This is a genomic window from Blastomonas sp. 34TW (assembly GCF_059803595.1).
The window spans coordinates 631,878-655,695 of sequence record NZ_JAPFGW010000001.1; the positions used below are offsets into that span (position 1 = coordinate 631,878).

Sequence of the window (23,818 nt, forward strand, 5' to 3'; positions counted from 1 at the left end):
TTATGGAACAGGATGTTCGCCAGATGCTGGAAAGGCTGATCGCGGCGCGTGGGGCGAGCTTTGCCGGGGTGTCGCAGCTGCTCGGCAAGAACCCGGCCTATATCCAGCAGTTCATCAAGCGCGGCACGCCCAAAAGGCTCGACGAGCGCGACCGACGCATCCTGGCGCAGTTCTTCGGTGTGAGCGAGACGCAGCTCGGTGCGCCCGACGACGAGGTGCAGACGAGGCCCGGCAGGGCAGGGCGCGTACCCGTGCGGGTCAGCCAGCCGCACCGGACTTTGCCCGCGCGCATGCGCCTGATCCCGCGCTTGGCGGTCGGCGCATCGGCCGGCCCCGGCGCGCTGGCGGACGATGAAGCCCCGGTCGCCGAGATCGCGTTCGACGAAGCGTGGCTGCGGCGGCTGGGTGCCGGGTCGGACGCGGTGACGATGATCCGCGTCGAGGGCGATTCGATGGCGCCGACGCTGAACGACGGCGACGACATCCTGGTCGCGATGCACGGCGGCACCGCCGCGCGCCGCCGCGACGGGATCCACGTGCTGCGCATGGACGATGCGCTGATCGTCAAGCGGCTCGCCTTTCGTCCCGACGGGCGGCTGTCGGTGACCTCGGACAACGCGCTTTACCCCAGCTATCCCGATGTCGCGCCGGAGAGCGTGCATATCGTGGGCCACGTGATCTGGGCAGGGCGGCGGGTTTAAACGATCCGTTATTGAATTTCTGTACGATTTGTTATAGATCGCTTTCGTGCGGCAGATCATCTACGCCCGGGATGCACTGAAGACGTTGCGGTCGATCGACAACGCGACGGCGAAACGCATTTAGGCAAAGGTTGCACAATATGCCGAAGATCCAGCGAGCCTCACCAATCAGGTCAAGCGGTTGCAGGGGCGAGGAGCGGCTCTGGCGTTTGAGGGTCGGCGATTGGCGCGTGATCTTCAACCAGGACATGGTTGTGGTTCATGTGGTGCGGGTCGCGTCGCGCGGCAGTGCTTATGATTGAGGTGCAGTGATGGGATATGAACCACAGCATTTTACCGCGCCCGACGGCACCAGGATGGTCGTGCTGACCGCCGCCGAGTTTGAGCGACTGCGCGAACTGGCCGAAGATGCCGAGGATGTCATCGCCGCTACCCTGCAACTGGAACGCATGCGCCAGGGCGAGCAGGGCGTTCCCGGTGAAGTCGTCGGTTTGATGCTCAACGATGGTTTGTCGCCGATCGCGGCCTGGCGCAAATTTCGCGGCCTCTCGCAGGCTGACCTCGCCGCCAAGTCAGGATGCAGCCAGGTCTGGCTGAGCAAGATCGAATCCGGCGCAGCACGCGGAACGGCCAAGCTGCGCCGGGCTATTGCCAAGGCGCTGGATGCGCCGCTCTGGTCTATCGAGGACGACTGACTTGCACCCTCCCGCCATCCTTGCCACATAGCCTTACATGACCGACGCATCCGCCAATCCCGCCCAGCCGCCGCTTCGTGCTGCGATCATTCCGGTGACGCCGTTGCAGCAGAACTGCACGCTGTTCTGGTGCACTGAGACGATGAAGGGCGCGCTGGTCGATCCCGGCGGCGATCTGCCCAAGCTCAAGGCCGCGGTGGCACAGGCGGGGGTAACGCTGGAAAAGCTGCTCGTGACGCATGGCCATATCGACCATTGCGGCGAGACCGGCACGCTCGCCAAGGAACTGGGCCTGCCGATCGAGGGGCCGCATGAGGAAGACCGGTTCTGGATCTCGCGGCTCGACGATGATGGCCGCAATTACGGGATCGCCGGATCGGTGTTCGAGCCCGATCGCTGGTTGAAGGACGGCGATACCGTCACCGTCGGCAATCTGGTGCTCGACGTGATCCATTGCCCCGGCCACACGCCGGGCCATGTCGTTTTCCACCACGCGCCTTCGAAGCTGGCGATCGTCGGCGATGTCCTGTTCCAGGGCTCGATCGGCCGCACCGACTTTCCGCGCGGCAATCACAAGGACCTGATCGATTCGATCACCCAGAAGCTCTGGCCGCTGGGCAATGACACCGTATTCGTGCCCGGCCATGGCCCGACCAGCAATTTCGGCTTCGAGCGCCAGCGCAACGGCTTTGTCGCCGATCACGTCCTGGCGTGATCCTGACAATCGGGTGAGGGGCTTGCCTATGCCCCCACTTGCCCCGGCGCGCTTTCGGCGGCATGGCTGTGCGGCTGATCGAGGGGATTTTCCATGCGCACCGCTTTTGCCGCACTCGCCGCCACGCTGGCCGTCGTCACGCCTGCCCGGGCCGAGATTGTTCAGCAGGCCGATAACGGCTTTGTCGTCCAGCACAGCGTCACCGTCTCCACCGATCCTGATGCGACCTTCGCCATGCTGCGGACACCCGCCAAATGGTGGGACAAGGATCACACATGGACCGGCAATGCCGAGAATCTGTACATGGATGCGCAGGCGGGCGGCTGTTTCTGTGAACTGATCCCCAATGAGGCGACGACCGAAAGCGGCGCACCGCAGCGGACGCTGCGCGGCAGCGTGCAGCATATGCAGATCCTCTATGTCGATCCGGGCAAGCTGCTGCGTCTGTCCGGCGGGCTGGGGCCGTTGCAGGGCGAAGCGGTGACCGGCGCGCTGACCTTCACGCTAACGCCGGTCAAGGGCGGCACGCGCATCATGATGGACTATGTCGTCGGCGGTTTCATGCGCATGAAGACGTCCGAGATCGCACCCGCAGTGGACGGGGTGATGGTCGCGCAGCTCTCGCGGCTCGGCATGGCGCTGGGGCCGCTGGTCGGAGCGGGCGAGGCGAGCAAGCCGGCCGATGACAAGCCTGCCACTCTTCAGGAGGACTCTGTACCGGACGAGGACGCGCCCGCAACGGCGCGATCGCCAGGCGGTGTCAGCGCGCTCGTCACCGATCTCGGACCCGACGATAGCGTGTCCAGCGGGGAGGCGACTCCCCCCAAGCCTATCGAGAAGCCTGCGGCTGCCAAGCCGGCTGCGAAACCTGTCGTAGCGGACCCCGGCGCGCCCAAGCGCTACAAGCCCGGCACGCGTCCGCTGACGCGACCGGCGCGCGATGAGGATGAAGAGCAGGGCGGTCGCTGATCCCGGCAATGCTGCACCGCATGCGTGCAGCATGAGCGTCATCGCTCGAACGGCCATGCTGGCTGCGAGCCCCGGAATGCTGCCCCTTTCTGTGCGGATTAGCACTTTCGCAGCGCGGGTTTTGCGTTAGAGTTCGCGCAGCAATGCAGGCGAATCAGGAGAGTTCGCTGCATTGGGGCCGGGTCGCGCAGTTCGCAGCACCACCTCAAAGGGGGGACCTATGGCCGTATCCGATCACGTAGACTTGCCGACCTTCATGGAAGGCGTGAAGAAGCGCAACCCGCACCAGCCGGAGTTCGTCCAGGCGGTGCAGGAAGTCGCCGAAGACATTTTCGACTTCATGGCGGACAAGGAGCAATATCACGCGCAGCAGATCCTGCGCCGCATTGCCGAACCCGACCGTGTCGTCTCGTTCCGCGTCTGCTGGGAGGACGATAACGGCAATATCCGCGTGCAGCGCGGCTGGCGCGTGCAGAACAACAACGCCATCGGCCCGTACAAGGGCGGCATCCGCTTCCACCCCTCGGTCACCGAATCGGTGCTGAAATTCCTGGCCTTCGAACAGACCTTCAAGAACGCGCTGACCGGCCTGCCCATGGGCGGCGGCAAGGGCGGATCGAACTTCAACCCCAAGGGCAAGAGCACGCGCGAAATCATGCGCTTCTGCCAGAGCTTCATGACCGAGCTCTATCGCCATATCGGCGCGGATGTCGACGTGCCTGCCGGCGATATCGGCGTGGGGGGCCGCGAGATCGGGTACATGTTCGGCCAGTACAAGCGCATCACCAACCAGTTTACCGGTGTGCTCACCGGCAAGGGGCTGGAATGGGGCGGGTCGCTGATCCGCACCGAGGCGACCGGCTATGGTGCGGTCTATTTCCTCGCCAACATGCTCGCCACCAAGGGCCAGGACCTGGTCGGCAAGACGGCGGTCATCTCCGGCTCTGGCAATGTCGCCACGCACGCGGCGGAGAAGATCGTGCAGCTCGGCGGCAAGGTGCTCACCCTGTCCGATTCGGGCGGCTTCATCCATGATCCCGATGGCATCACCCAGGACAAGATCAACTGGGTGAAGGAACACAAGACGCACCGCCGGGGCCGGATCGAGGAATATGTCGAAGCCTTCCCCAATGCCACCTTCCATTCGGGCAAGACCCCCTGGGGCGTGCCCTGCGATGTCGCGCTGCCCTGCGCCACGCAGAACGAGCTGCTGGGCGAGGATGCCAAGACATTGGTCGCCAATGGCTGCATCGCGGTGTCCGAAGGCGCGAACATGCCGACCGATCTAGACGGCGTGCACACGTTCAAGGCCGCCAAGATCCTCTACGCCCCGGGCAAGGCTTCAAATGCGGGCGGCGTCGCGGTTTCGGGCCTCGAAATGAGCCAGAATTCCGAGCGTCGCGCGTGGAAGGAAGAGGAGCTGCAGCAGATGCTCAAGGACATCATGTCCGGCATCCATGACAGCTGCATCAAATATGGCGATCAGGGCGGCGGCTATATCGACTATGTGAAGGGCGCGAACATTGCGGGCTTCAAGAAGGTCGCCGATGCCATGCTCGCATTTGGCGTAGTCTGACGCCGTGAAGGGTGCGGCGGGCAGGACGAACTGCTCGCCGCAACCCTGTTGCATTCAACGCAGCGCCTGCTAACGGGCGCGGCGATGGCCCGGTCTCCTCGCACCCTCAAAGCAGACCGGCAACCGATCGATATCGGCTGGGTCGAATGCGTCGACCTGCCCGACCTTGGCCTGTCGAAGATCAAGGCCAAGATCGATACCGGGGCAGCGACCTCTTCCATCCACGCAACCCGCGTCAAGCCGGTGATGATCGACGGCCAGCTGGTCGTCGAATTCTGGTTTCGCGCGCATCGCGGCGAGGCGGCACGCAAGTATCGCGCGCCCGGAGTGGAGCAGCGCAGCGTCAAGAGCTCGAACGGAGCGATCGAGCTGCGCTATGTCATCGAAACGACCATGGTCCTTGGTAGCGTGCGCTGGAAAGGGCACATGACCTTGGCCAACCGCAACACCATGAACTTCCCCATATTGATTGGCCGCCGGGCGCTGCGGCGCGGCTTTCGCGTCGACTGCCGACGCAAATGGACGCTCGGCCTGCCAGAGGAAACCGACAGATGAAGTGCCCCCAATGAAAATCGCGATGCTGGCGCGCAATCCCAATCTCTATTCGCATGTCCGCCTGTGCGAGGCGGCGCGCGAGCGGGGACACGAGGTCGACATACTCAACACGCTGCGGGTGACGCTCAACGTCACCTCGCACCGGCCCGGCGCGCAATATCATGGCGAACCGATCGGCAAATATGACGCGGTGATCCCGCGCATCGGGGCGTCGATCACGCAATATGGCCTGGCGGTGCTGCGCCAGTTCGAGATGATGGGCGTGTGGTCGCTGAACGAGAGCGTCGCCATCGGCCGCTCGCGCGACAAGCTGCGTTCGATGCAGATTTTTGCCAAGCATGGCCTGGGCCTGCCCGTCACCGCCTTTGCGCATGACCCGAAGCAGACCGACGAGGTGCTCAAGATCGTCGGCGGTGCGCCCGTCGTCATCAAGCTGCTCGAAGGCACGCAGGGCATCGGCGTCGTGCTGGGCGAGACCGAGAAATCGGCCAAGTCGGTCATCGAGGCGTTTCGCGGCGCGAACGTCAATATCCTGGTGCAGGAGTTCATCAAGGAAGCCGATGGCAGCGACATCCGCATCTTCGTGATCGGCGGCAAGGTCGTCGCATCGATGATGCGCACCGGGGCGAAGGGCGATTTCCGGTCGAACCTGCACCGCGGCGGCAGCGCCAGGGCGATCAAGATCACCCCCGAGGAACGCTCGACTGCCGTGCGCGCGGCCAAGGTCATGGGTCTCAATGTCGCGGGCGTCGATATCCTGCGCTCCAATCACGGCCCGGTGATCATGGAGGTTAACAGCTCGCCGGGGCTGGAGGGGATCGAGAATGCCACCGGCAAGGATATTGCGGGCATGATCATCGATTTCCTCGCCGCCAATTGCCGCGAGGGCAAGACCAAGACCAAGGGCAAAGGGTAAGCCGCGATCGGGCTGACCGGAGCGCCGGTCAGCCCAGCATCTTCGCGCCGAGCAACAGCAGCAGCTTCACGTCGATGCCGCAGCCTTCGCTGCGCTTTGCGGCGATGAAGGTATCCAGCTCTGCCAGTGGCACGACGTGGACGCTGATCTCCTCGCCCGCGACGCCACCGCCTGCATGCACCCGTTCCAGATCGTGTGCGCGCATCAGGTGAAAGCATTCGCTGACCATGCCGGGCGAAGAGAAGAATTCGCCCAGACTCTCGATCCGGCCAGCGCGAAAGCCCGTTTCCTCCTCGAGCTCGCGGGCTGCGGCCAGCTCGGGCGGCTCGCCGCTGGTCTCGTCACCGATCAGCCCGGCTGGCAGTTCCAGGCAGTTGCGCCCCAACGGAACGCGGAACTGTTCGACCAGCACGACGGCACCTTCGTGCACTGCGAGGATCACCGCTGCGCCGATGCCTCGGCTGCGCGAGACATATTCCCATGTCCCGCGCTTCTTGGTGGTGATGAACCGGCCCTGCCAGACGGTTTCTTCGGGTTCGCTCATGGCGGGGTGGGTCATGGTGGTCTTGGTCCTGTTATCGTCATTCCCGGCAAAGCGGGAATCCCGCTTTTGGCCTGATGCTAACGGAAACGCGGGACCCCCGCGTTCGCGGGGGGTGACGGGGGATGGGGAGGGGCGAGAGGCCCTCAAAGCTCGATCAGCCGGTCGGGCAGCTCATTCGGATTGTCATCGCTCTTGGGGAAATGCTCGGCCAGCACTTTGCCGACATCGCGCACCGCCGCCGCCATGCCATCGCCCGCGCGGCCCGCGCGCAGTTCGGTGATCATGTCGGCCATGGCCTCGCCCCAGACATCGGGGCTGACCTTGGCAGCGATCGCGCTGTCGGCGACGATCTCCGCGCGGTGCTCGGCCATCGAGAGATAGATCAGCACGCCAGTCAGCCCGCGCGTGCGCTTCTCCGCGCTCACCCGGAACAGGTTGACCGCGCGGGCGCGCACCCGCGCATGCTTCACCACCGATGGCGTCAGCGCCAAGCGCAGCGGCTTCCATGCCACGATCAGGTGCACGGCGCCGAACTTGGCAGCAAGCAGCAGCATCACCAGCGTCAGATATTCGCTGGGCGTATAGACATGCTGCCATCCGCCGGTGGCGAAGCTCAGCAGCCCTTCGAACCATTCGGGAAAGACCGCGACACAGGCTAGCGCGAGGAACATCGCCGCGACCGCCCAATAGATCGGCGTTTCGCGATAGTCATCCGAATGCTGGGCGATCACGGTGACGATCTCGCCATCGGTCTGCTTCTCGGCCTCCGCCACAGCGGCCGTGACGATGCAGTGCTCGTCGGGGCTCACGCTTTCAACTTTTGCCATGATGCCTCACCATCCGCCCGAGGAGCCGCCGCCGCCGAAGCTGCCGCCGCCGCCACCGAAACCGCCGCCGCCACCCCAGGATGAGCCGGAAGAACTGCCCCAGGACGAACCCGATGACCCGCCCCAGGTCGTGATGCCGCCGATGCCTGAACTCCGATAGGGCCGCCCCTTGCCGCGCGCCGCGTGGATCATCGGGATGACGAAGAAGAAGAAAATGATGATCAGCCAGAAGATGAACAGTCCGATGCCGTCGCCGTCATCGGCCTTGCGCGATTCCTCCTCGACCTTGGCGGCATAGGCGCGCGCTTCCTCTTCGGGCAGGGTCAGCTGGGTGATGATCGCATCGGTGCCCGCCGCGATACCGCCGCGCATGTCCTTGTCGCGGAAACGCGGCAATATGTCCTGCTGGATGATGATGCTCGACAGCGCATCGGTCAGCACGCCTTCCAGGCCATAGCCGACCTCGATCCGCACCTTGCGCTCGTTGGGAGCGACGATCAGCAGCGCGCCATTGTCCTTTTCGAGCGATCCCTTCTCGGCCTGGCCGATGCCCCATTTGCGGCCGAGCTGATAACCATATTCCTCGATCTCGTACCCCTGCAGATCGGGCAGGGTGACCACGACCAGCTGGCGTGTCGACTGCTTTTCCAGCGCCTCCAGCTTGGCGCTAAGCGATGCCTCCTGCGCGGGATCAAGCAGATTGGCGTTATCGACCACCCGGCCAGTGAGCTTGGGGAATGTCTGCGCGGTGGCGGCGCTGTGCGCGGCGGCGACCAGCAGCAGCGTTACCGCCAGCCACTGGCCGAGCCATGCTCTCAGGCCACCCGCAGAGGCGGGCGCACGGCTCACTGGCCGAAATCGACCTTGGGCGCTTCCTCGGCACCCTGGGTGGTCGCCTTGAACGGCACCATGGGCTTGGCGCCGTGGATCAGGTTCGCGCCGATCGAATCGGGGAAGGTGCGGATGGTGGTGTTATATTCGCGCACCGCCTCGTTATAGTCGCGCCGCGCGACCGATATGCGGTTCTCGGTGCCCTCGAGCTGGCTCATCAGCGTGGTGAAATTCTGCTGGCTCTGCAGCTGCGGATAAGCCTCGACCACCGTGCGCAGCTGGCCCAGTGCCTGGGTCAGCTGGTTCTGGGCCTGGCTGAACTTCTCGAAGGTTTCGGGGTCCGAAAGATCCTCGGTCGTCACGTTGATCGCTGTCGCCTTGGCGCGCGCTTCCGTCACCTGGGTCAGGATCTTTTCTTCGGATGCAGCGCCAGCGCGAACCGTCGCGACCAGGTTCGGCACCAGGTCGGCGCGGCGCTGATACTGGTTTTCCACATCGGCCCATTTCGCCTTGGCGTTCTCTTCCGCCGTGGGGACCGAGTTGATGCCGCACGCGGTAAGCGACAGCGCTGCCAGCAGGGGCAGGGCATAACGGGTGATACGCATAGTCAGTAATTCCCTCCGGTTGATAACGCGCGACCGTTATATCGTGTTAATACGGCAAAGCTGCAAGACCATGTTTTACACGCCCCACTTGCAAGCCACTCGACATCTCCACGTCACTGGCGATTATAGGGGCATCTGCAGGCATAAAAAGGGGAAAGACGTGCTTCAGGAATTCAAGGCGTTCATCGCGCGCGGCAATGTGCTCGATCTGGCGGTCGCGGTGATCATCGGTGCGGCCTTTGCGACGATCACCACCTCGCTGACTGAGGACATCATCATGCCGGTGGTCGGCGCGATCTTCGGCGGCGCGGATTTTTCCAGCTATTTCATCATGCTGGGTCCGGTGCCTGAGACCTATACCGGATCGCTGAACGACTATGCCGCGCTCAAGAAGGCGGGCGTGCCGCTGTTCGGCTATGGCCAGTTCATCACCGTGATCATCAATTTCGTGATCCTGGCGTTCATCATCTTCCTGATCGTGCGCACCGCGAACAAGCTGTTAAAGAAGCCCGAGGAGCCGGCTGCTCCGGCGGGACCGAGCGAGGTCGAACTGCTCGCGGAAATCCGGGACTTGCTGAAGAAGTGAGCGATCATAAGAACATATTGCGCTGAACACCTCTCCCTTGATGGGAGAGGCAGCGAGACTTGGTGGCTTGCCACCTAGTCGCAGCGGTGAGGGTGAGGGTGCGTCTCGCATCCCTCGCTCGATCCTGCACCATCGCCCCCACCCAACCCTCCCCCATCAAGGGGGAGGGCTTTCGAAGGGGAGGGGAGAGCGCAGCACCGGAAATTCTCCCGCCGCTCACTTCCCATTCACCAAAGCATCGCTATATGGGTTCCTGCCGGTTCGTCCGGCTATGACGATAAATTGCGGCGTGCAATAGGCACAGCGGACCCGGGGGCGGTACCCGGCGGCTCCACCATGAACCCCGTGAAGACGGGGCTTTTGACGGGGCCGAACTAGGATCGACGTGTGTTGAAAAGCGGTGTTTTCGTCCGGGCTGAGTAACCCGTTAAAGGCTCAAAACTCATAAGTGCCAATGACAATGACGCACTCGCCCTTGCTGCCTAATTCAGCGGCCTAACGGCCAAGAATAAGGAAGTAAGAGCGCGGTTGAACCCACCGGGCAACAGAAGCGGAGTTCAGCGGTTTGGAGAGCACCGGGCAACAGAAGCTCTCCACCTTGCCACATCGCTATTCGGGCCCGTACGCCTTCTGGTAATCGATCGCGTCGAGCATCTTCGCGCCTGCCATGAACACCGCGCCGGTGCAGGCGACGAACAGCAGCCAGCCGCCATAGCCGGGATATTGATCGAGATAGAGCTTGCCGCGCTCGCAGGCCCCCAGCGCCAGGGCATAGGTGATCAGATACACCTCGAACTTGGTCTTGATGATGAAGAGGCGACGGATCTTCTCGAACATGGGCATTCCCCCGCAAGCCCTGTGCCAAGGGCGGTTTTCTGCCGCAGACGATAGTTAAGAAAGGGTTAAGCTGTAAAGCCTGCCGACAGGTCAGGCGAGCGCGGAAAGATCGAGCGCATCGAGCAGCGCGCGCCGCGCTGCGCCTACCGTTTCGGCCAGCGCAGGGTCGACGAGATCGCCCGGCGTAATCCGCTCGGGCCAGTGCGCGGCGATGATCTTCTCGATCGCATCGAGCCTTTCGGGCGTCGCGATGAAGCGCGGATCGACCGTCGCGGGATCGGCCACGACGCGCAGCCTCAGGCAGGCCGGGCCACCGCCATTGGCCATCGACTGGCGCACATTGACCGGCACGAGCCGCCGGATCGGCCCGTTGCCCGCGACCATCGCCTCGAGCCACTGCCACACGGCCGGCACCTCCTGCGATTCGCTCGGCAGCACCAGGGCCTGGCCACCATCGGGCAGCGTGACGAGCTGGGCGTTGAACAGATAGCTCCTGATGGCATCGGCGAGCGACACCGCGCTCGCGGGCACCTCTACGATCTGCACCGCGGGAAATGCCGCGCGGATCGCGGCATAGGCGGTCTCGCGGTCCTCGAACGCCTGTTCGTGCGCGAGCAGCACGCTCTCGTTGGCGACCGCGACGACATCATTGTGGAAGGCTCCGGCAGCAATCGCGGTCTCGCTCTGCTGGATGAAGAGGGTGCGATCCGCTGCCAGTCCGTGCGCCCGCGCAATCGCCTTGCCCGCCTCGACATGCTGGCGTGCGGGGAAGGGGCCGCCCGTCTTGCCATAGACGAAAATCTCGACGCCCTTGCTGTCGTGCCGCTCGCACAGCCGCATGTGGTTGGCCGCGCCCTCGTCGCCGAACGGGGCGGGGACCGGGCCGTGCACCGCAAAATGGCGCTCGTCGGCAAAGGCGAGTTGCAGCTGCGCCAGCGTGCCCGTCCATTCATGGCTGCGATGCGGCATGGTCACGAGGTTCGCGACAGTCAGGTGGCAGCGGCCATCGACGGTATCCGGGGCAGGGGAGACCGTCGCGGCATTGGCCGCCCACATCGAGGAGGCGGAAAAGCTGGCGGCGCGCAGATGCGGCTCGGCGCTGGCGACATCGGTGGCGAGGCTCTCCAGCCAGGCTGTATTCGGCCGGTCGAGCGGCATGAAAAAGCCCTGGGCGAGCCCGAGCGCCATATTCGCGCGCATCTTGGCGACACCCTGAAGCGCCGCGGCGCGCGGTTCGCTGACCGAACCGGCGTTATTGGCCGAGGCGATATTGCCGAGGCTGAGACCCGCATAATTGTGGCTGGGGCCGATGATTCCGTCGAAATTGATCTCGGTGAGCATCTCTCGTCCTGTCCTAAATTCTTCTCCCTTGAAGGGAGAAGGATACGAAGCCTTGCCAGCTTGCTGGTTAGGCGGAGTTGGATGAGGGTGTCGCTCGCTACTGGCGGCGTATTCTCACCCTCACCCAGCTGCGACTAATTCGCTTTGCTCATAAGTCTCCGCAGCCCTCTCCCCTCTTGGGGAGAGGGGTGTTGTGTTCCTATCTCTCGACCCAGCGCACTTCATCGCCCGCGCTGACACGCAATATCTCTGCCGTCTTCGCTTCCAGCGTCACACCTTCCTCGCCATCGGCCACCTTGCCATAGGCGCAGCGGAAATCGGCGAGGCGGCCCGAGGCGACCAGCGACATGGTGCCACCTTCACCCATCGCGGCAACCTTGGCATCGCGCGCGTTGCGGATCGAATGGACCTGATCGGTGCGGGCGGTCATGGTCGGGCCGCCATCGAAGATGTCGACATAATTTTCGTGCGCAAAGCCTTCATTTTCCAGCATGCGCATCGCAGCACGACCGCTGACATTGGGGCGGCCGAGCACATGGCGTGCGCTGTCGCTGAGCATCGCGACATAGACCGGGTGCTTGGGCATCAGATCGGCGATGAACTGGTTGCCGTGCAGCGCATTGAACGTGTCCGCCTCGTCGAAGCTCATCCCGAAGAACCGTCCGGCGATGCTGTCCCAGAACGGCGAATCGCCTGCATCGTCGATGATCCCGCGCAGTTCGGCGAGGATGCGGTCGGCAAAGCGCGCGCGGTGCAGCCCGATGAACAGATAGCGGCTGCGCGCGAGCAGCATGCCGAGGCCCCCTGCGCGCTCGTTGGGATGGAGGAACAGCCCGCCGACCTCGCTCGATCCTTCCAGATCGGTGACCAGGCTCAATATCTCGGCGCGAAACGTGCGGCCGAGTTCGGCGCTGTGCTGGGTCAGCGTGCTGAGGCGATAGCTGTAGAACGGCCATTTCTGCCCCACCTGGGTGAGCAGCTGGCAGGTGCCCCGGATCTCGCCCGTCTCGGTATTCTCGAGCACCAGCACGAACAGCTCGTCGCGCAAATCGTCGTCCGCGCGCGCAAAACACGTCGTCGACCGCTCGATCTTGCCCTCGAGCGACTTGCGGTCGGCGGGCAGGTTGGTGAACCCCCCGCCGGTCAGCTTGGCCATCTCGTAGATTGCCTGCAAATCGTCGGGCATCGCCGCCCGGATGACAAAGCTCATAACCCCCTCTTTTCGGCAAGCCGCAATATGGTGAGTGCCGAGAGCCGGGCGCGTTCTGCCAGGCTGTCGGCGATCAGGAATTCGTCGGCGCTGTGGATCGCGCCGCCGCGCACGCCCATGGTGTCGACCACGGGCACGCCGCACGCCGCGATATTGTTGCCATCGCACACCCCGCCGGTGCCGCGCCAGGATATGTCGAGCCCCAGCGCCGCGCCGCAATCCTTGACCAGCCCGAACAGTTTTTCCGCGCCCGGATCGATCGGCTTGGGCGGGCGGCCGAAGCTGCCATGGACATGCACGCCGACCTCGTGCGCTGCGGCGATCTCGTCGGCGAGCCGGTGCAGCGCTTCTTCGGCAAAGGCTTGCATCTCAAGGCTTTGCGGGCGGAAGTTGACGCGCAATATCGCGTGATCGGGCACGACATTGTTGGCGCTGCCGCCGTCGATCTTGGCGGGGTTCACCGACAGGCCGTCGCGGGTCAGTGCCTTCAGCCGTACCGCGAGATCGGCTGCAGCGACCAGCGCGTTGCGGCCCTCGTGCGGATTGCGCCCGGCATGGGCGGAGCGGCCGGTGACGATGATCGAGAAATTGCCCGATCCGCCGCGCTCGCCCGCCAGCGTGCCATCGGGCAGGGCCGGTTCATAGGTCAGCGCGGCCGCCTTGCCTGCCGCGAGCCCGGCGATCAGCGGCGCGGACGAGGCGGAACCCACCTCCTCGTCGCTGTTGATCAGCACGTCATAGCCGATGGTCGCGCCGAGCGGCGAGCTCTCGACCGCCTGCAGCGCGGCGAGCATGACCGCGATCCCGCCCTTCATGTCCGCGACGCCGGGGCCGTTCAGCACGCCCGGCTCGAGCCAGGTCAGGCTCTGGAACGGATGATCGGCGGGGAATACCGTGTCCATGTGCCCGGTGAGCAGCAGCCGCAGGTTCGCGCCGGGGCGCACCGAGACGACCAGATGCTGTCCGCGCTCGATCGTGTCGATACTGCCATCGGCGCGCACCGCCTCGACCGGCGCGCCATCGACCAGCCGGACCTCGCCGGGCAGTACGGAAAAACTCTCGGCGAGCAGCGCGGCGGTCTGGGCCAGCCCGGCCAGATTGCCCGATCCGCTATTGATCGCCGCCCAATGCTCGAGCTGTGCGAGCATCGCAGCCTGGTCGATCCGCTCCAGACAGGCGATTTCGGATGCGGTCAGGCTGGCAGGGCTGGTCGTCATCCGCCACCTCTTAGCCGGGTTGGAGGCATCCCGCCACCCGTAGCAGGCGAAACCGGATTGCCTTATCCGCCTTGCCTTGCCATAGGCTGTCGGCCATTCCTCCCCGGGAAACTCTGCCACCACGCGCGCCTGTCGCCGGGGTGATCTTGATCAAGCAAAGAGGACCGGGAATGAGCGAATATCTCCAGAGCAACGGCATCAGCATCGATTCCGCGCTGCACGGCTTTGTCACCGAATCGGTGCTGGCCCCGCTGGCGTTGGATGCGGACCGCTTCTGGGCGGATCTCGCCGCTCTGCTCGAGCGTTTCGTACCTGTGAACCGCAAGCTGCTGGAAAAGCGCGACGATCTGCAGGCAAAGATCGATGACTGGCACCGCGCGCGCAAGGGCCAGCCGGTGAACGCCATGGAGTATCGCACTTTTCTGTACGACATCGGCTATCTGGTGACCGAGCCGCAGCCGTTCGCCATCGGCACGCAGAATGTCGATCCCGAGATTGCAACCATGGCAGGCCCGCAGCTCGTCGTGCCGTCGCTCAACGACCGCTTCGTCCTCAATGCCGCCAATGCACGCTGGGGCAGCCTTTACGACGCCTATTACGGCACCGATGCGCTCGATGCCGCCCCGGCCCAGCCCGGCGGCTATGATCCGGTGCGCGGTGCTGCGGTGGTCAAGGCGGCCAAGGCGTTTCTCGACGAGGCGGTCCCGCTCGCGCAAGGAAGCTGGGCGGATTATGCCGGTGGCACGCCTGCGCTTGCCGACCCCGCGCAGCTTGTCGGCACGCGCGGAGCCAGTCTGCTGCTCAAGCATAACGGCCTGCATATCGAGATCGTGATCGATCCTGCGCACCCGATCGGCAAGGATGATCCGGCGGGGATTGCCGATGTGCTGCTCGAGGCTGCGCTCACCACCATCATCGACATGGAGGATTCGGTCGCGGCAGTCGATGCCGAGGACAAGATCCTCGCCTACACAAACTGGCTGGGCCTGATGCGCGGCGACCTGGAGGCGAGCTTCCCCAAGGGCGGCAAGACGCTGACCCGCGCGCTCGAGCCGGACCGCGACTATCTCGCGCCCGACGGCACCGCGTTCACTCTGCCGGGGCGCAGCGTGCTGTTCGTACGCAATGTCGGGCATCTGATGACCAATCCGGCGGTGCTGCTCGCCGACGGATCGGAAGCGCCCGAGGGCATTCTGGATGCGGTCTTTACCAGCGCGATCGGCATGCACGATCTGAACGGCCTCGGCCGCTTCCGCAACAGCCGCACAGGCTCCATCTATATCGTCAAACCCAAGATGCACGGGCCGGAGGAATGCGCGTTCACCAACGAGCTGTTCAACGCGGTCGAGGACATGCTGGGCCTCGAGCGCCACACGATCAAGGTCGGCGTGATGGACGAGGAGCGCCGCACCTCGGCGAACCTCGCCGCGTGCATTCATGCGGTGAAGGACCGGATCGTGTTCATCAACACCGGCTTTCTCGACCGCACCGGCGACGAGATTCACACCTCGATGCAGGCAGGCGCGATGATCCGCAAGGGCGACATGAAGACGTCGGACTGGATCAAGTCGTACGAGGCGCGCAATGTCGGCATCGGCCTCAAATGCGGGCTCGACGGCAAGGCGCAGATCGGGAAGGGCATGTGGGCCGCGCCCGACATGATGCGCGACATGATGGAACAGAAGATCGGCCACCCGCTGACCGGCGCGAATACCGCCTGGGTGCCGTCACCCACCGCCGCGACGCTGCACGCGATGCACTATCACAAGGTCGATGTCTTCGCGCGCCGCGCCGAGATCGCGAGCCAGCCGGTGCCGACGCTCGAGCCGCTGCTCAACGTGCCTCTCGCCGCAGGGCAGAACTGGTCGCCCGAGGACATCCGCGCCGAGCTCGACAATAATGCGCAAGGGATTCTGGGCTATGTGGTGCGCTGGGTCGATCAGGGCATCGGCTGTTCGAAGGTGCCCGACATTCACGATGTCGGCCTGATGGAAGACCGTGCGACGCTGCGCATCTCGTCCCAAGCGCTCGCCAACTGGCTGCTGCACGGCGTGTGCACGGCTGAAGAGGTGGACGAGGCGCTGCTGCGCATGGCGGCCAAGGTCGATGCGCAGAATGCGGGCGATCCGCTTTACCGGCCGATGGCGGACAATCCGGAAGGCTCGTTCGCCTTCCAGGCCGCGCGCGATCTGGTGTTCAAGGGTATCGAGCAGCCGAGCGGTTACACCGAGCCGCTGCTGCATGCTTATCGCCAGAAGGTGAAGGCGGCGAGTTGAAGCCGTCCTAAACAATTTCTCGTCATTCCCGCGAAGGCGGGAATCCCGCTTTTTTGCAGACCTGAGTCAGATAGCGGGACCCCCCCCTTCTAGCGGGACCCCCCCCTTCGCGGGGGTGACGATTATGGCTTAGCCTGGAGCCTGACCTGGCTCCTATGCCTCAACCGCATCCAGATGCGCGCGGATGGCGGCGAGGCTCTCGTCGAGATGGCTGAGCAGGAACAGGTGCCCGCCATCCTCGATGATCTTGAGTTCCGAATTGGGGATCAGCGTCTTGAGGATATGCCCGTTGGCGACCGGCACGATCTGGTCGTCGCCGCCCATCAGCACCAAAGTCGGCTTGTTCATGAACGGCAGGAAGGGCGCGCTGGTCCAGCCGATCATCGCGAGCAGCTGGTAGAAATAGCCGATCTTGGACGGCGGGGTAATGCGCCCGGTATGGCCGCTCGCGCCCTCGGTCGAGCCGCCATAGAGCGTCGCGAAATGCTTCTCCATATAGCTGGGGTCGATATAGCGACGCGGATCGGCCATCTTGCTCAAGGCTGAGATATTGCCGGGGATCATGAACATCCCCGCGGTGGTCGCGGCGAGCACCAGCCGGTTGACGTTGCCCGAATGCTGGAGCGCGAAATGCTGCGCCATCGCGCCGCCCCAGCTCACCCCCATCACGTCGACCGTCTCGATGCCGAACCGATCGAGCAGCAGCCAGGCGATGCGTGCCATCAAGAATGCATTGTAAGGCACGCGCGGATCGGGCGAACCGCCGACGCCGGGCATGTCGAAGGTGATGAACGGCCGTTCCTCGAGCAGATCGGCAAAGGGGGCCACAGCCTCCATGTTCGCGCCGATACCGTTGAAGAACAGCAGCGGCGGCTTGGTCAGCCCCTCGTCGAAGCGCCAGCGCGCGACGCGCAGGGTACGGCCATCGACCTGCTCCATGGTGATTTCGGGCCCGGTGGCGGCGGTAGATTTGAACTGGGTGGCCAAGAAGAATTCCGATCTGTGCGTATTTCGTCGGTGCGATCCTCCCCGTTACGGGGAGGATTTGAAGGTCTCACTCCAGTACATACAGGCCCGGCGCGGGTTCCAGCGCGGGATGCTTCTTGCTGCCGGTTGCGGCGGGCGCTGGCACCTTGTCGCCCGAGCGCGCCTGGACCCATTCCATCCAGTAAGGCCACCAGCTGCCCTTGACCTCTTCGGCCTTGGCCAGCCAGTCGTCGACATCGGCCGGGGTCTTGCCCGCCTTGGTCGGCGTGTTGCCCTTCATCTTGAAATATTTCGCCTTGGGGTTGGTCGGCGGGTTGAGGATCGCCTGCATGTGCCCCGATTGCGACAGGATGAAGTCGATATTCTTCGATCCGAACAGCTGGGTCGAACGATAGCAGGCGCGCCACGGTGTGATATGGTCGGTCACGCCGCCCAGGATGAACAGGTCGTTGGTCACCTTGGACAGATCGATCCTGTGTCCGACCATCTCGACCTCGCCCTTGCGGGTGAAGGCGAGCGTTTCATAGATGTGCAGGAAATCGCCCATCAGGCTGGCCGACAGGTTGGTGGCATCGGCATTCCAGAACAATACGTCGAACGCGGGCGGGTCCTCACCCATCAGATAGTTGTTGATGACATAGTTCCAGATCAGGTCATTGGGCCGCAGCCAGGCAAAGCCGCGCGACAGGTCGCTGCCCTTGATCACGCCCTTGCGTGCTGCGCGCTGCTTGGCGAGCGCCAGGCCATTGTCGCTCATCAGCGATCCCGCCTCGATATCGGTCTGTTTGGGGTGCAGCACGCACACCATCAGCGTCACCGATCCAATCCGGTCATCGCCCGAGGCCTGCAGCTTGGATACCAGCATCGCCAGCGTCTGCCCGCCCGAACAGCCGCCCGAGACGTTGACCTTTTTCGATCCGGTAATCTCGCACACCACGTCGAGCGCGCGGGTGCAGGCGGCGATATAGTCCGCCATCGCCCAGGCGCCGTGTTCCTTTTGCGGGTTGCGCCACGAGATGACGAAGGTCTGGATGCCATTGTCGACCTGCCACTTCACCACCGATTTCTCGGGCGACAGGTCGTTGATGTACATCTTGTTGATCTGCGGCGGGATGGTCAGCTGCGGGATCGCGTAGACCTCGTCCGTCGTCGGAGCGTACTGGATCAGTTCCATGATCTCGTCGCGATAGACGACATTGCCCTTCGAGGTCGCGACATTCTCGCCCAGCGTGAACGGCTTCTTGTCGACCTGGCTGACCATGCCGTCATTATAGACCATGTCGTTATAGGCGTTCTTCAGCCCCTTGAGCAGCGACAGCCCGCCCGAATCGACGATGCGCTTCTGCGCGGTCGGGTTGCCAATCAGGCTGTTGGTGGGGGCGAGCGCATCGATGATGATCGCGGAGATGAAATTCGCGCGGTCGCGCTCCAGCGCATCGAGTTCGAGCTCGTCGATCCAGCTTTTCATGCCCTTCTGCACGGCCAGATAATATTGCGCGCCGGCCTTGAAGAACGGGTTGAACCGCCAGGCGGGGTCCATGAAGCGCTTGTCCTTGGGATCGGGCGACAATTCAGACTGGCCCATCATGATCTTGACGACATCTTCGGAAAACGCCTGCGCGTGCCGCATCGTGCGCGCCGGGTCGCTGGCGGTTTCGCGCAGCAACAGGCCGATCGCGCCGATAAAATCCTCGCGCGCCAGCCCCATCAGCGGTCCCAGCGCCGTGGTGGACTGGGCCGCTTCGTCGACCAGATCAGGGGTCTCACCTGCCATAAACACTCTCTCCCGAATGGTTTGCCGCCCCGTTCATGCGGGGTCGGTCGGGGAGCACAGTATAGCGCGGCCGCGGCGTGCACAATGGCCGCGATTTCCGGTGTCAGAGCAGGGCGTCGATCGACCGGGCCAAGTCGATGTCGCGCTGCGACAGCCCATCGGCGTCGTGCGTCGTCAGCAATATGTCGACCCGGTTATAGACGTTCGACCATTCGGGATGATGGTCGGCCTTTTCGGCAAGGATCGCGACGCTGGTCATGAAGCCGAAGGCGCGCGCGAAATCGTCGAACGTGAAGCGGCGGGTAATGCCGTCGCGCACCGGTTCGTGCGTCCATTCGGGCAGGCTGGCGAGCGCCTCGGCGCGTTCGGCGCCTTCCAGTTTGCGGACCATCATCGTCTCCTCTTGGCAGCGGGCGGCAAATGCGCCATCCGGGGGCAGATGGCGCAAGATGCTGCAATATCCAAGGGCTTTGAGAGCAGCGCCGCGCTGGAATGCGTGAGCCTTGCGTGCTTGCGCGGTGGGCGTATCCTGTTTCGCGGGGTTTCACTGAAGCTCGCGGCAGGGGAGGCGTTGCATGTCACGGGCCCCAATGGACTCGGAAAATCGAGCCTGATCCGCGTCATCGCCGGTTTGCTGCCGGCCTATGCGGGCGAGGTCAAGGCGACCGGGCGCATGGCGCTGGCCGACGAGAAGGTCGCACTCGATGCCGGGCAACCGCTGGCCCGCGCGCTCGGGCACTGGGCGAGGCTCGACGGCAGCGCCGATGGCGATATTTCGGAAGCGCTCGCAGCCGTAGATCTCGCGCATCTCGCCGATGTGCCGGTGCGCTTCCTCTCGACCGGACAGCGCAAGCGTGCGCTGCTTGCGCGGATCAGCCTGTCGCGCGCGGGCATCTGGCTGCTCGACGAGCCTGCCAACGGTCTCGACACCGCATCGATCACGCGGCTGGGCGATCTGATGGCGCAGCATCGCGAAGCGGGCGGCATCGTGCTCGCCGCCTCGCACCAGCCGCTGCCGCTCGACGGCGCGCAGACGCTGCCACTCGCCGATTTCGTGCCCGCATCCGTGCTGGATGACCCCGCATGATCGGCGCACTCGGCACGCTCGTCCGCCGCGAACTCATGCTGGCCTTCGGGCTCGGTGGCGGCGCGCGCGGGAGCGCCGGGTTCGTGATGCCGATCATCTTCTTCCTGGCGGTTGCAACCATTTATCCCTTCGCGGTCGGCCCCGATGCGCAACTGCTCGGGCGCACCGGCGGCGGGGTGATCTGGGTCGCGGCCTTGCTCGCCAGCATCCTGCCGATCGACCGGCTGGTCCAGGCCGATGTCGACCAGGGGATGATCGACCAATATGTCGTGCGCGGCCTGTCCGAAGAGCTGATCGCGCTCGCCAAGACCGTCGGGCACTGGCTGAGCTTCGGCCCGCCGCTGATGCTCGCCGCGATCATTTCCGCTGGGCTGCTGGGGCAGAGCGCGGAGCAGCTGATCATTGTCGAGATCGGATTGGCCTGCGCGACGCCGGCGCTCGCGGCTTTGGGCGTGATGATCGCGGCGCTCACCGCGGGCCTGCGCCATGGTGCGGCGCTGGGCGGCCTGCTGCTGCTGCCGCTCGCGGTGCCGCTGCTGATCTTCGGTGCGGGCAGCCTGACGCCGGGCAGCCAGAACGGACTGCTTCTGCTCGCCGCCGCGAGCCTGCTGCTCACCGTCATCTGCCCGATCGCCGCTGGAGCCGCGATCCGCGCCGGGCGAGAATAGTCAGCGGCAGGCGCGCCAGCTCATCGTGCCGCGATCGGCAAGGTCGAGGTGGAGGTGGTCGGCGTGCGCGGCATTGTAATCGGGCGAGAGTGTGGTCGAAAACAGGTCGCACGCCCCATCACGTACCGCGCGCAGGAAGCGGGCCTTGTCGCCATCGCCCTGCCAGTCGTTCAGCACCGAAATCCGCCGACCATCGGCGAGCACGAACCCGCTGACGTCGAGCGCGTCGGCGGTGGCATGTTCGCTCCACGGGCCGTCGTCGCGCGCGTACATGCGGCGGCACGAATAGCTGCCGAACGTCTCGATATTGGTGACCTTGCTCCCCAAGATCGCCTGTGCGCGGGGCTGCACCACCTGCGCCTGCCAGAGCAGCAGGCCGATCGCCATCGGGCAGGAGGGGGAGACCGACGCCGGGGCGAGCGGAAGCAGCGTCTGCCCGGCATTCGTGCGCACCGCATCCTCGACCCGGCACTGGTCCGCGCCGAAGGGCTCGCGCGGCGTGAATTCCAGGCCCGAAGATTCGAGCAGCGCCAGGCACTGGTCGCGCTGGCCGGTCAGATCGACGATCTTGCCGCGTGTCGTCATGCCGATCGGGTCGGTGAGGCTGAGCGGCGTCCAGGGCAGATCCTCGCGCCCCGGCTTGAGCAGCAGCCAGCCGACCAGCAACGTGCAGGCGATCAGCGCGAGCACAATGCTGTGCCGCAGCCAGCTGATGATCTTGGTGATGAGCATAAGCCGTTCTAACGCGCCCGCATGACAGAAGATGCAGCGCCATGACCTAGGACGTAATTGTTTGTCCGCCGCGCCTTGCCCATCATCGGCGCATTGGACGAATTGGGAGAGAACACGATGAACAGCTGGACCACGCAGATGAGCCTCTGGTGCGGGGGAGTGATCGCCTTCGGGCTGTTGCTGATATCGGGCGCCTTTGCCGCGACCGACGCGGCAATGACGCTGCTGCTCGAGATGCTGGGGGCGGAAACGCCGATTGCCTATGATCCGCTGCACCGGTTCAGCATCGCGCTGATGGGCGCGGTGTCGCTCGGCTGGGGCGCGACGCTGCTGGCGGTGGCGCGGATCACGCCTGATCTGTCGGCACAACAGGCGCAGAAGCTGTGGCGGATGGTGACGCTGTCGGTGCTACTCTGGTTCGTGGTCGATAGCGCGCTCTCGGTCGCGACCGGCTTCTGGCGCAACGCGATCCCCAACATGGTGCTGCTGGTCTGGTATCTGGCACTGGTGGCAAGGTTGCCGGGCGGTGCGGGACAGATGGCGCGGGCTTGAATCAAACCTTCTCCCTGAGCAGGGAGAAGGATAAGTAGCCTTGGCGCGCGTTAGCGCGGTTAGGCGGAGTTGGATGAGGGTGGCTGCAACGTTTGCGCAATTACCCCTCACCCAGCTTCGACTAGGCAGCAAGCTGCCAAGTCTGCGCAACCCTCTCCCGCAAGGGGAGAGGGATGGGTGTCAGAACTGCATTGCGCCATAGACCTTGCGGATATCGCCGCCCCATTCGCCATGGTAGAGAGCGAGCAGGTCTTCCGCCGGCGTCTTGCCGCGCGCGACGACGTCGCGCAGCGGTTCGAGAAAGCCGGTCTCGTTATCGCCGCTGCTGTTGAGCCGCGCGCGCGATGCCAGGCCCGACGAGGCGATATCGAGCACTTGCGCCGCGATGTCGCGCAACTTACGGCCGCCGGCGATCGGCGCGTCCAGGCCCAGTTTCGGCACGGAGTCGCGCAGCGCCTGGCGCTCCTCGATGCTCCAGCCCTTGACCAGATCCCAGGCCGCATCGAGCGCGCCTTGATCATAGAGCAGGCCGACCCAGAGCGCGGGCAGCGCGCAGATGCGGCTCCACGGACCGCCATCCGCCCCGCGCATCTCGAGAAAGCTCTTCAGGCGCACCTCGGGAAAGGCGGTGGAAAGATGGTCGTTCCAGTCGCTCAGCGTCGGGCGCTCGCCGGGCAGGGCAGGAAGCTTGCCGTCGAGGAAATCGCGGAAGCTCTGCCCCGCCGCGTCGATATACAGCCCGTCGCGGAACACGAAATACATCGGCACGTCGAGCATGTATTCGACATAGCGCTCATATCCGAACCCGTCCTCGAACACGAAGGGCAGCATGCCGGTGCGCGCGGGATCGGTGTCCGACCAGATATGGCTGCGATAGGACAGCATGCCGTTGGGCTTGCCCTCGGTAAACGGCGAGTTGGCAAACAAGGCGGTCGCCAGCGGTTGCAGCGCCAGCCCCACACGGAACTTCTTCGCCATGTCCGCTTCGCTCGAATAATCGAGATTCACCTGGATCGTGCAGGTGCGCAGCATCATGTCGAGCCCCATCGAGCCGACGCGCGGCATGTGGTTCAGCATGATGCCATAGCGGCCCTTGGGCATGATCGGCAGCTCGGCGCGGGTCTTGTCGGGCCACATGCCCAGGCCCAGAAAGCCCTTGCCCGTCTTTTCGCCGATCGCCTTGACCTGGGCCAGATGGCGTCCGGTCTCGGCGCAGGTTTCGTGCAGGTTCTCGAGCGGCGCGCCCGACAGTTCGAGCTGTCCGGCAGGCTCGAGGCTCACCGTGCCATCGGGGCCGCGCATCGCGATGACGTTGCTGCCGCCATCGGGGGTGCGCTCCTCGACCGGCTCCCAGCCGAACTCGGTCAGCGCCATCAGCAGGTCGCGGATGCCGCCGGGCTCGTCATAGCTGGGTGCGTGGAAGTCGTTGCGGCAGAACACGAATTTCTCGTGCTCGGTGCCGATGCGCCAGCGCTCCTTGGGCTTTTCGCCTGCGGCCATCGGTTCTGCAAGCTGCGCGATCGAGGTGATGATCGGATCGTCCTGATCCGTCGCGGAACGTGTACTCATCTGCGCCCTGAACCCCTGAATATCGTGTCGCCGGTGCTTTAGTTGCGC

The 23,818-nt window shown here is 64.5% G+C and carries 26 protein-coding genes and 1 other RNA gene; 14 read left to right on the plus strand and 13 right to left on the minus strand.

Annotated elements, in window-relative coordinates:
• Window positions 1–2 precede the first annotated feature (2 nt).
• The 8 genes from OPU69_RS03020 to rimK all read left to right on the plus strand — a co-directional run bounded on the left by OPU69_RS03020 (window position 3) and on the right by rimK (window position 6,127).
• Window positions 3–701 (plus strand): S24 family peptidase, encoded by a 699-nt coding sequence (locus tag OPU69_RS03020; RefSeq protein WP_498509319.1) that lies wholly within the window; start codon window positions 3–5, stop codon window positions 699–701.
• 140 nt (window positions 702–841) lie between these two features.
• Window positions 842–1,003 carry a type II toxin-antitoxin system RelE family toxin gene (locus OPU69_RS03025; RefSeq protein WP_196490519.1) on the plus strand — a complete coding sequence of 54 codons (162 nt, stop codon included), beginning with the start codon at window positions 842–844 and terminating at the stop codon, window positions 1,001–1,003.
• A 54-nt stretch (window positions 1,004–1,057) separates the two neighbouring features.
• On the plus strand, window positions 1,058–1,396 hold the full coding sequence (locus OPU69_RS03030) for a helix-turn-helix domain-containing protein (RefSeq protein ID WP_060980138.1): 339 nt from the start codon (window positions 1,058–1,060) through the stop codon (window positions 1,394–1,396).
• Between the two features lie 37 nt (window positions 1,397–1,433).
• The gene (locus OPU69_RS03035; protein ID WP_060980137.1) at window positions 1,434–2,111 is read left to right on the plus strand and encodes an MBL fold metallo-hydrolase; all 678 of its coding nucleotides are present in this window, start codon (window positions 1,434–1,436) and stop codon (window positions 2,109–2,111) included.
• Between the two features lie 93 nt (window positions 2,112–2,204).
• Entirely contained in the window at window positions 2,205–3,080 is an 876-nt protein-coding gene (locus OPU69_RS03040) for an SRPBCC family protein (protein ID WP_498509284.1), read from the plus strand.
• A gap of 220 nt (window positions 3,081–3,300) precedes the next feature.
• Window positions 3,301–4,656, plus strand: coding sequence for an NADP-specific glutamate dehydrogenase (gene gdhA / locus OPU69_RS03045; protein WP_060980136.1), 1,356 nt, complete (start codon window positions 3,301–3,303; stop codon window positions 4,654–4,656).
• Window positions 4,657–4,740: 84 nt separating this feature from the next.
• Entirely contained in the window at window positions 4,741–5,211 is a 471-nt protein-coding gene (locus OPU69_RS03050; RefSeq protein ID WP_498509285.1) for an ATP-dependent zinc protease family protein, read from the plus strand.
• Window positions 5,212–5,221: 10 nt separating this feature from the next.
• Window positions 5,222–6,127, plus strand: coding sequence for a 30S ribosomal protein S6--L-glutamate ligase (gene rimK, locus OPU69_RS03055; RefSeq protein ID WP_060980134.1), 906 nt, complete (start codon window positions 5,222–5,224; stop codon window positions 6,125–6,127).
• A 28-nt stretch (window positions 6,128–6,155) separates the two neighbouring features.
• Here the strand turns inward: rimK and OPU69_RS03060 are convergent, their stop codons facing one another.
• The 4 genes from OPU69_RS03060 to OPU69_RS03075 form a co-directional block, all read right to left on the minus strand.
• Entirely contained in the window at window positions 6,156–6,686 is a 531-nt protein-coding gene (locus tag OPU69_RS03060; RefSeq protein ID WP_498509286.1) for an NUDIX hydrolase, read from the minus strand.
• Window positions 6,687–6,814: 128 nt separating this feature from the next.
• Entirely contained in the window at window positions 6,815–7,498 is a 684-nt protein-coding gene (locus OPU69_RS03065) for a TPM domain-containing protein (protein ID WP_498509287.1), read from the minus strand.
• Window positions 7,499–7,504: 6 nt separating this feature from the next.
• Window positions 7,505–8,293 carry a TPM domain-containing protein gene (locus tag OPU69_RS03070; RefSeq protein ID WP_498509320.1) on the minus strand — a complete coding sequence of 263 codons (789 nt, stop codon included), beginning with the start codon at window positions 8,291–8,293 and terminating at the stop codon, window positions 7,505–7,507.
• A 50-nt stretch (window positions 8,294–8,343) separates the two neighbouring features.
• Entirely contained in the window at window positions 8,344–8,934 is a 591-nt protein-coding gene (locus tag OPU69_RS03075; protein ID WP_066043925.1) for a LemA family protein, read from the minus strand.
• A 160-nt stretch (window positions 8,935–9,094) separates the two neighbouring features.
• Between OPU69_RS03075 and mscL the strand changes: the two genes are divergently transcribed.
• The gene (mscL, locus tag OPU69_RS03080; RefSeq protein WP_498509288.1) at window positions 9,095–9,520 is read left to right on the plus strand and encodes a large conductance mechanosensitive channel protein MscL; all 426 of its coding nucleotides are present in this window, start codon (window positions 9,095–9,097) and stop codon (window positions 9,518–9,520) included.
• 216 nt (window positions 9,521–9,736) lie between these two features.
• Window positions 9,737–10,080, plus strand: a transfer-messenger RNA (tmRNA) gene (ssrA, locus tag OPU69_RS03085).
• A gap of 49 nt (window positions 10,081–10,129) precedes the next feature.
• On the opposite strand, the gene OPU69_RS03090 is transcribed toward ssrA, so the two are convergent.
• The 4 genes from OPU69_RS03090 to OPU69_RS03105 form a co-directional block, all read right to left on the minus strand.
• On the minus strand, window positions 10,130–10,357 hold the full coding sequence (locus tag OPU69_RS03090; protein WP_060977674.1) for a hypothetical protein: 228 nt from the start codon (window positions 10,355–10,357) through the stop codon (window positions 10,130–10,132).
• Between the two features lie 90 nt (window positions 10,358–10,447).
• Window positions 10,448–11,698, minus strand: coding sequence for an N-succinylarginine dihydrolase (locus tag OPU69_RS03095; RefSeq protein WP_498509289.1), 1,251 nt, complete (start codon window positions 11,696–11,698; stop codon window positions 10,448–10,450).
• A gap of 199 nt (window positions 11,699–11,897) precedes the next feature.
• Entirely contained in the window at window positions 11,898–12,908 is a 1,011-nt protein-coding gene (locus tag OPU69_RS03100; RefSeq protein WP_498509290.1) for an arginine N-succinyltransferase, read from the minus strand.
• Window positions 12,905–14,125 carry a hydrolase gene (locus OPU69_RS03105; protein WP_498509291.1) on the minus strand — a complete coding sequence of 407 codons (1,221 nt, stop codon included), beginning with the start codon at window positions 14,123–14,125 and terminating at the stop codon, window positions 12,905–12,907. Before OPU69_RS03105 ends, OPU69_RS03100 begins: the two co-directional genes overlap by 4 nt.
• 170 nt (window positions 14,126–14,295) lie before the next feature.
• On the opposite strand from OPU69_RS03105, the gene OPU69_RS03110 reads away from it, so the two are divergent.
• Window positions 14,296–16,401 (plus strand): malate synthase G, encoded by a 2,106-nt coding sequence (locus OPU69_RS03110; RefSeq protein ID WP_498509292.1) that lies wholly within the window; start codon window positions 14,296–14,298, stop codon window positions 16,399–16,401.
• 153 nt (window positions 16,402–16,554) lie between these two features.
• On the opposite strand, the gene OPU69_RS03115 is transcribed toward OPU69_RS03110, so the two are convergent.
• From OPU69_RS03115 to OPU69_RS03125, 3 genes are all read right to left on the minus strand, one after another.
• Window positions 16,555–17,388: an alpha/beta fold hydrolase gene (locus OPU69_RS03115; protein WP_081097039.1), complete on the minus strand. Its 834-nt coding sequence runs from the start codon at window positions 17,386–17,388 to the stop codon at window positions 16,555–16,557.
• Between the two features lie 67 nt (window positions 17,389–17,455).
• Window positions 17,456–19,162 (minus strand): PHA/PHB synthase family protein, encoded by a 1,707-nt coding sequence (locus OPU69_RS03120; protein WP_498509293.1) that lies wholly within the window; start codon window positions 19,160–19,162, stop codon window positions 17,456–17,458.
• A gap of 103 nt (window positions 19,163–19,265) precedes the next feature.
• On the minus strand, window positions 19,266–19,601 hold the full coding sequence (locus OPU69_RS03125; RefSeq protein ID WP_498509321.1) for a 4a-hydroxytetrahydrobiopterin dehydratase: 336 nt from the start codon (window positions 19,599–19,601) through the stop codon (window positions 19,266–19,268).
• On the opposite strand from OPU69_RS03125, the gene ccmA reads away from it, so the two are divergent.
• Complete coding sequence (gene ccmA / locus OPU69_RS03130) at window positions 19,602–20,249, plus strand: heme ABC exporter ATP-binding protein CcmA (protein WP_498509294.1); 648 nt, start codon at window positions 19,602–19,604, stop codon at window positions 20,247–20,249.
• Window positions 20,246–20,917, plus strand: coding sequence for a heme exporter protein CcmB (locus OPU69_RS03135; protein WP_060977659.1), 672 nt, complete (start codon window positions 20,246–20,248; stop codon window positions 20,915–20,917). The genes ccmA and OPU69_RS03135 overlap by 4 nt, the downstream gene beginning before the upstream one ends.
• On the opposite strand, the gene OPU69_RS03140 is transcribed toward OPU69_RS03135, so the two are convergent.
• Window positions 20,918–21,649, minus strand: a complete 732-nt coding sequence (locus tag OPU69_RS03140) for an extensin-like domain-containing protein (RefSeq protein ID WP_498509295.1) — start codon at window positions 21,647–21,649, stop codon at window positions 20,918–20,920.
• A gap of 117 nt (window positions 21,650–21,766) precedes the next feature.
• Here OPU69_RS03140 and OPU69_RS03145 point away from each other — a divergent pair, with 117 nt between their 5' ends.
• On the plus strand, window positions 21,767–22,201 hold the full coding sequence (locus tag OPU69_RS03145) for a hypothetical protein (protein WP_066112648.1): 435 nt from the start codon (window positions 21,767–21,769) through the stop codon (window positions 22,199–22,201).
• Window positions 22,202–22,381: 180 nt separating this feature from the next.
• Here OPU69_RS03145 and OPU69_RS03150 read toward each other — a convergent pair whose 3' ends face one another.
• The gene (locus tag OPU69_RS03150; RefSeq protein ID WP_498509296.1) at window positions 22,382–23,770 is read right to left on the minus strand and encodes a glutamate--cysteine ligase; all 1,389 of its coding nucleotides are present in this window, start codon (window positions 23,768–23,770) and stop codon (window positions 22,382–22,384) included.
• Window positions 23,771–23,818 lie beyond the last annotated feature (48 nt).

What these genes read in the sequence shown, in the direction of transcription:
- OPU69_RS03025 (WP_196490519.1), top strand. Translation starts at nt 842, where the DNA reads ATGCCGAAGATCCAGCGAGCCTCACCAATCAGGTCAAGCGGTTGCAGG.
- OPU69_RS03100 (WP_498509290.1), bottom strand. Translation starts at nt 12,908, where the DNA reads ATGAGCTTTGTCATCCGGGCGGCGATGCCCGACGATTTGCAGGCAATC.
- OPU69_RS03140 (WP_498509295.1), bottom strand. Translation starts at nt 21,649, where the DNA reads ATGCTCATCACCAAGATCATCAGCTGGCTGCGGCACAGCATTGTGCTC.
- OPU69_RS03030 (WP_060980138.1), top strand. Translation starts at nt 1,058, where the DNA reads ATGGTCGTGCTGACCGCCGCCGAGTTTGAGCGACTGCGCGAACTGGCC.
- OPU69_RS03145 (WP_066112648.1), top strand. Translation starts at nt 21,767, where the DNA reads ATGAACAGCTGGACCACGCAGATGAGCCTCTGGTGCGGGGGAGTGATC.
- OPU69_RS03050 (WP_498509285.1), top strand. Translation starts at nt 4,741, where the DNA reads ATGGCCCGGTCTCCTCGCACCCTCAAAGCAGACCGGCAACCGATCGAT.
- OPU69_RS03105 (WP_498509291.1), bottom strand. Translation starts at nt 14,125, where the DNA reads ATGACGACCAGCCCTGCCAGCCTGACCGCATCCGAAATCGCCTGTCTG.
- rimK (WP_060980134.1), top strand. Translation starts at nt 5,222, where the DNA reads ATGAAAATCGCGATGCTGGCGCGCAATCCCAATCTCTATTCGCATGTC.
- OPU69_RS03110 (WP_498509292.1), top strand. Translation starts at nt 14,296, where the DNA reads ATGAGCGAATATCTCCAGAGCAACGGCATCAGCATCGATTCCGCGCTG.
- ccmA (WP_498509294.1), top strand. Translation starts at nt 19,602, where the DNA reads ATGGCGCAAGATGCTGCAATATCCAAGGGCTTTGAGAGCAGCGCCGCG.
- OPU69_RS03035 (WP_060980137.1), top strand. Translation starts at nt 1,434, where the DNA reads ATGACCGACGCATCCGCCAATCCCGCCCAGCCGCCGCTTCGTGCTGCG.
- OPU69_RS03150 (WP_498509296.1), bottom strand. Translation starts at nt 23,770, where the DNA reads ATGAGTACACGTTCCGCGACGGATCAGGACGATCCGATCATCACCTCG.
- OPU69_RS03040 (WP_498509284.1), top strand. Translation starts at nt 2,205, where the DNA reads ATGCGCACCGCTTTTGCCGCACTCGCCGCCACGCTGGCCGTCGTCACG.
- OPU69_RS03065 (WP_498509287.1), bottom strand. Translation starts at nt 7,498, where the DNA reads ATGGCAAAAGTTGAAAGCGTGAGCCCCGACGAGCACTGCATCGTCACG.
- OPU69_RS03095 (WP_498509289.1), bottom strand. Translation starts at nt 11,698, where the DNA reads ATGCTCACCGAGATCAATTTCGACGGAATCATCGGCCCCAGCCACAAT.
- OPU69_RS03120 (WP_498509293.1), bottom strand. Translation starts at nt 19,162, where the DNA reads ATGGCAGGTGAGACCCCTGATCTGGTCGACGAAGCGGCCCAGTCCACC.
- gdhA (WP_060980136.1), top strand. Translation starts at nt 3,301, where the DNA reads ATGGCCGTATCCGATCACGTAGACTTGCCGACCTTCATGGAAGGCGTG.
- OPU69_RS03020 (WP_498509319.1), top strand. Translation starts at nt 3, where the DNA reads ATGGAACAGGATGTTCGCCAGATGCTGGAAAGGCTGATCGCGGCGCGT.
- OPU69_RS03060 (WP_498509286.1), bottom strand. Translation starts at nt 6,686, where the DNA reads ATGACCCACCCCGCCATGAGCGAACCCGAAGAAACCGTCTGGCAGGGC.
- OPU69_RS03135 (WP_060977659.1), top strand. Translation starts at nt 20,246, where the DNA reads ATGATCGGCGCACTCGGCACGCTCGTCCGCCGCGAACTCATGCTGGCC.
- OPU69_RS03090 (WP_060977674.1), bottom strand. Translation starts at nt 10,357, where the DNA reads ATGTTCGAGAAGATCCGTCGCCTCTTCATCATCAAGACCAAGTTCGAG.
- OPU69_RS03075 (WP_066043925.1), bottom strand. Translation starts at nt 8,934, where the DNA reads ATGCGTATCACCCGTTATGCCCTGCCCCTGCTGGCAGCGCTGTCGCTT.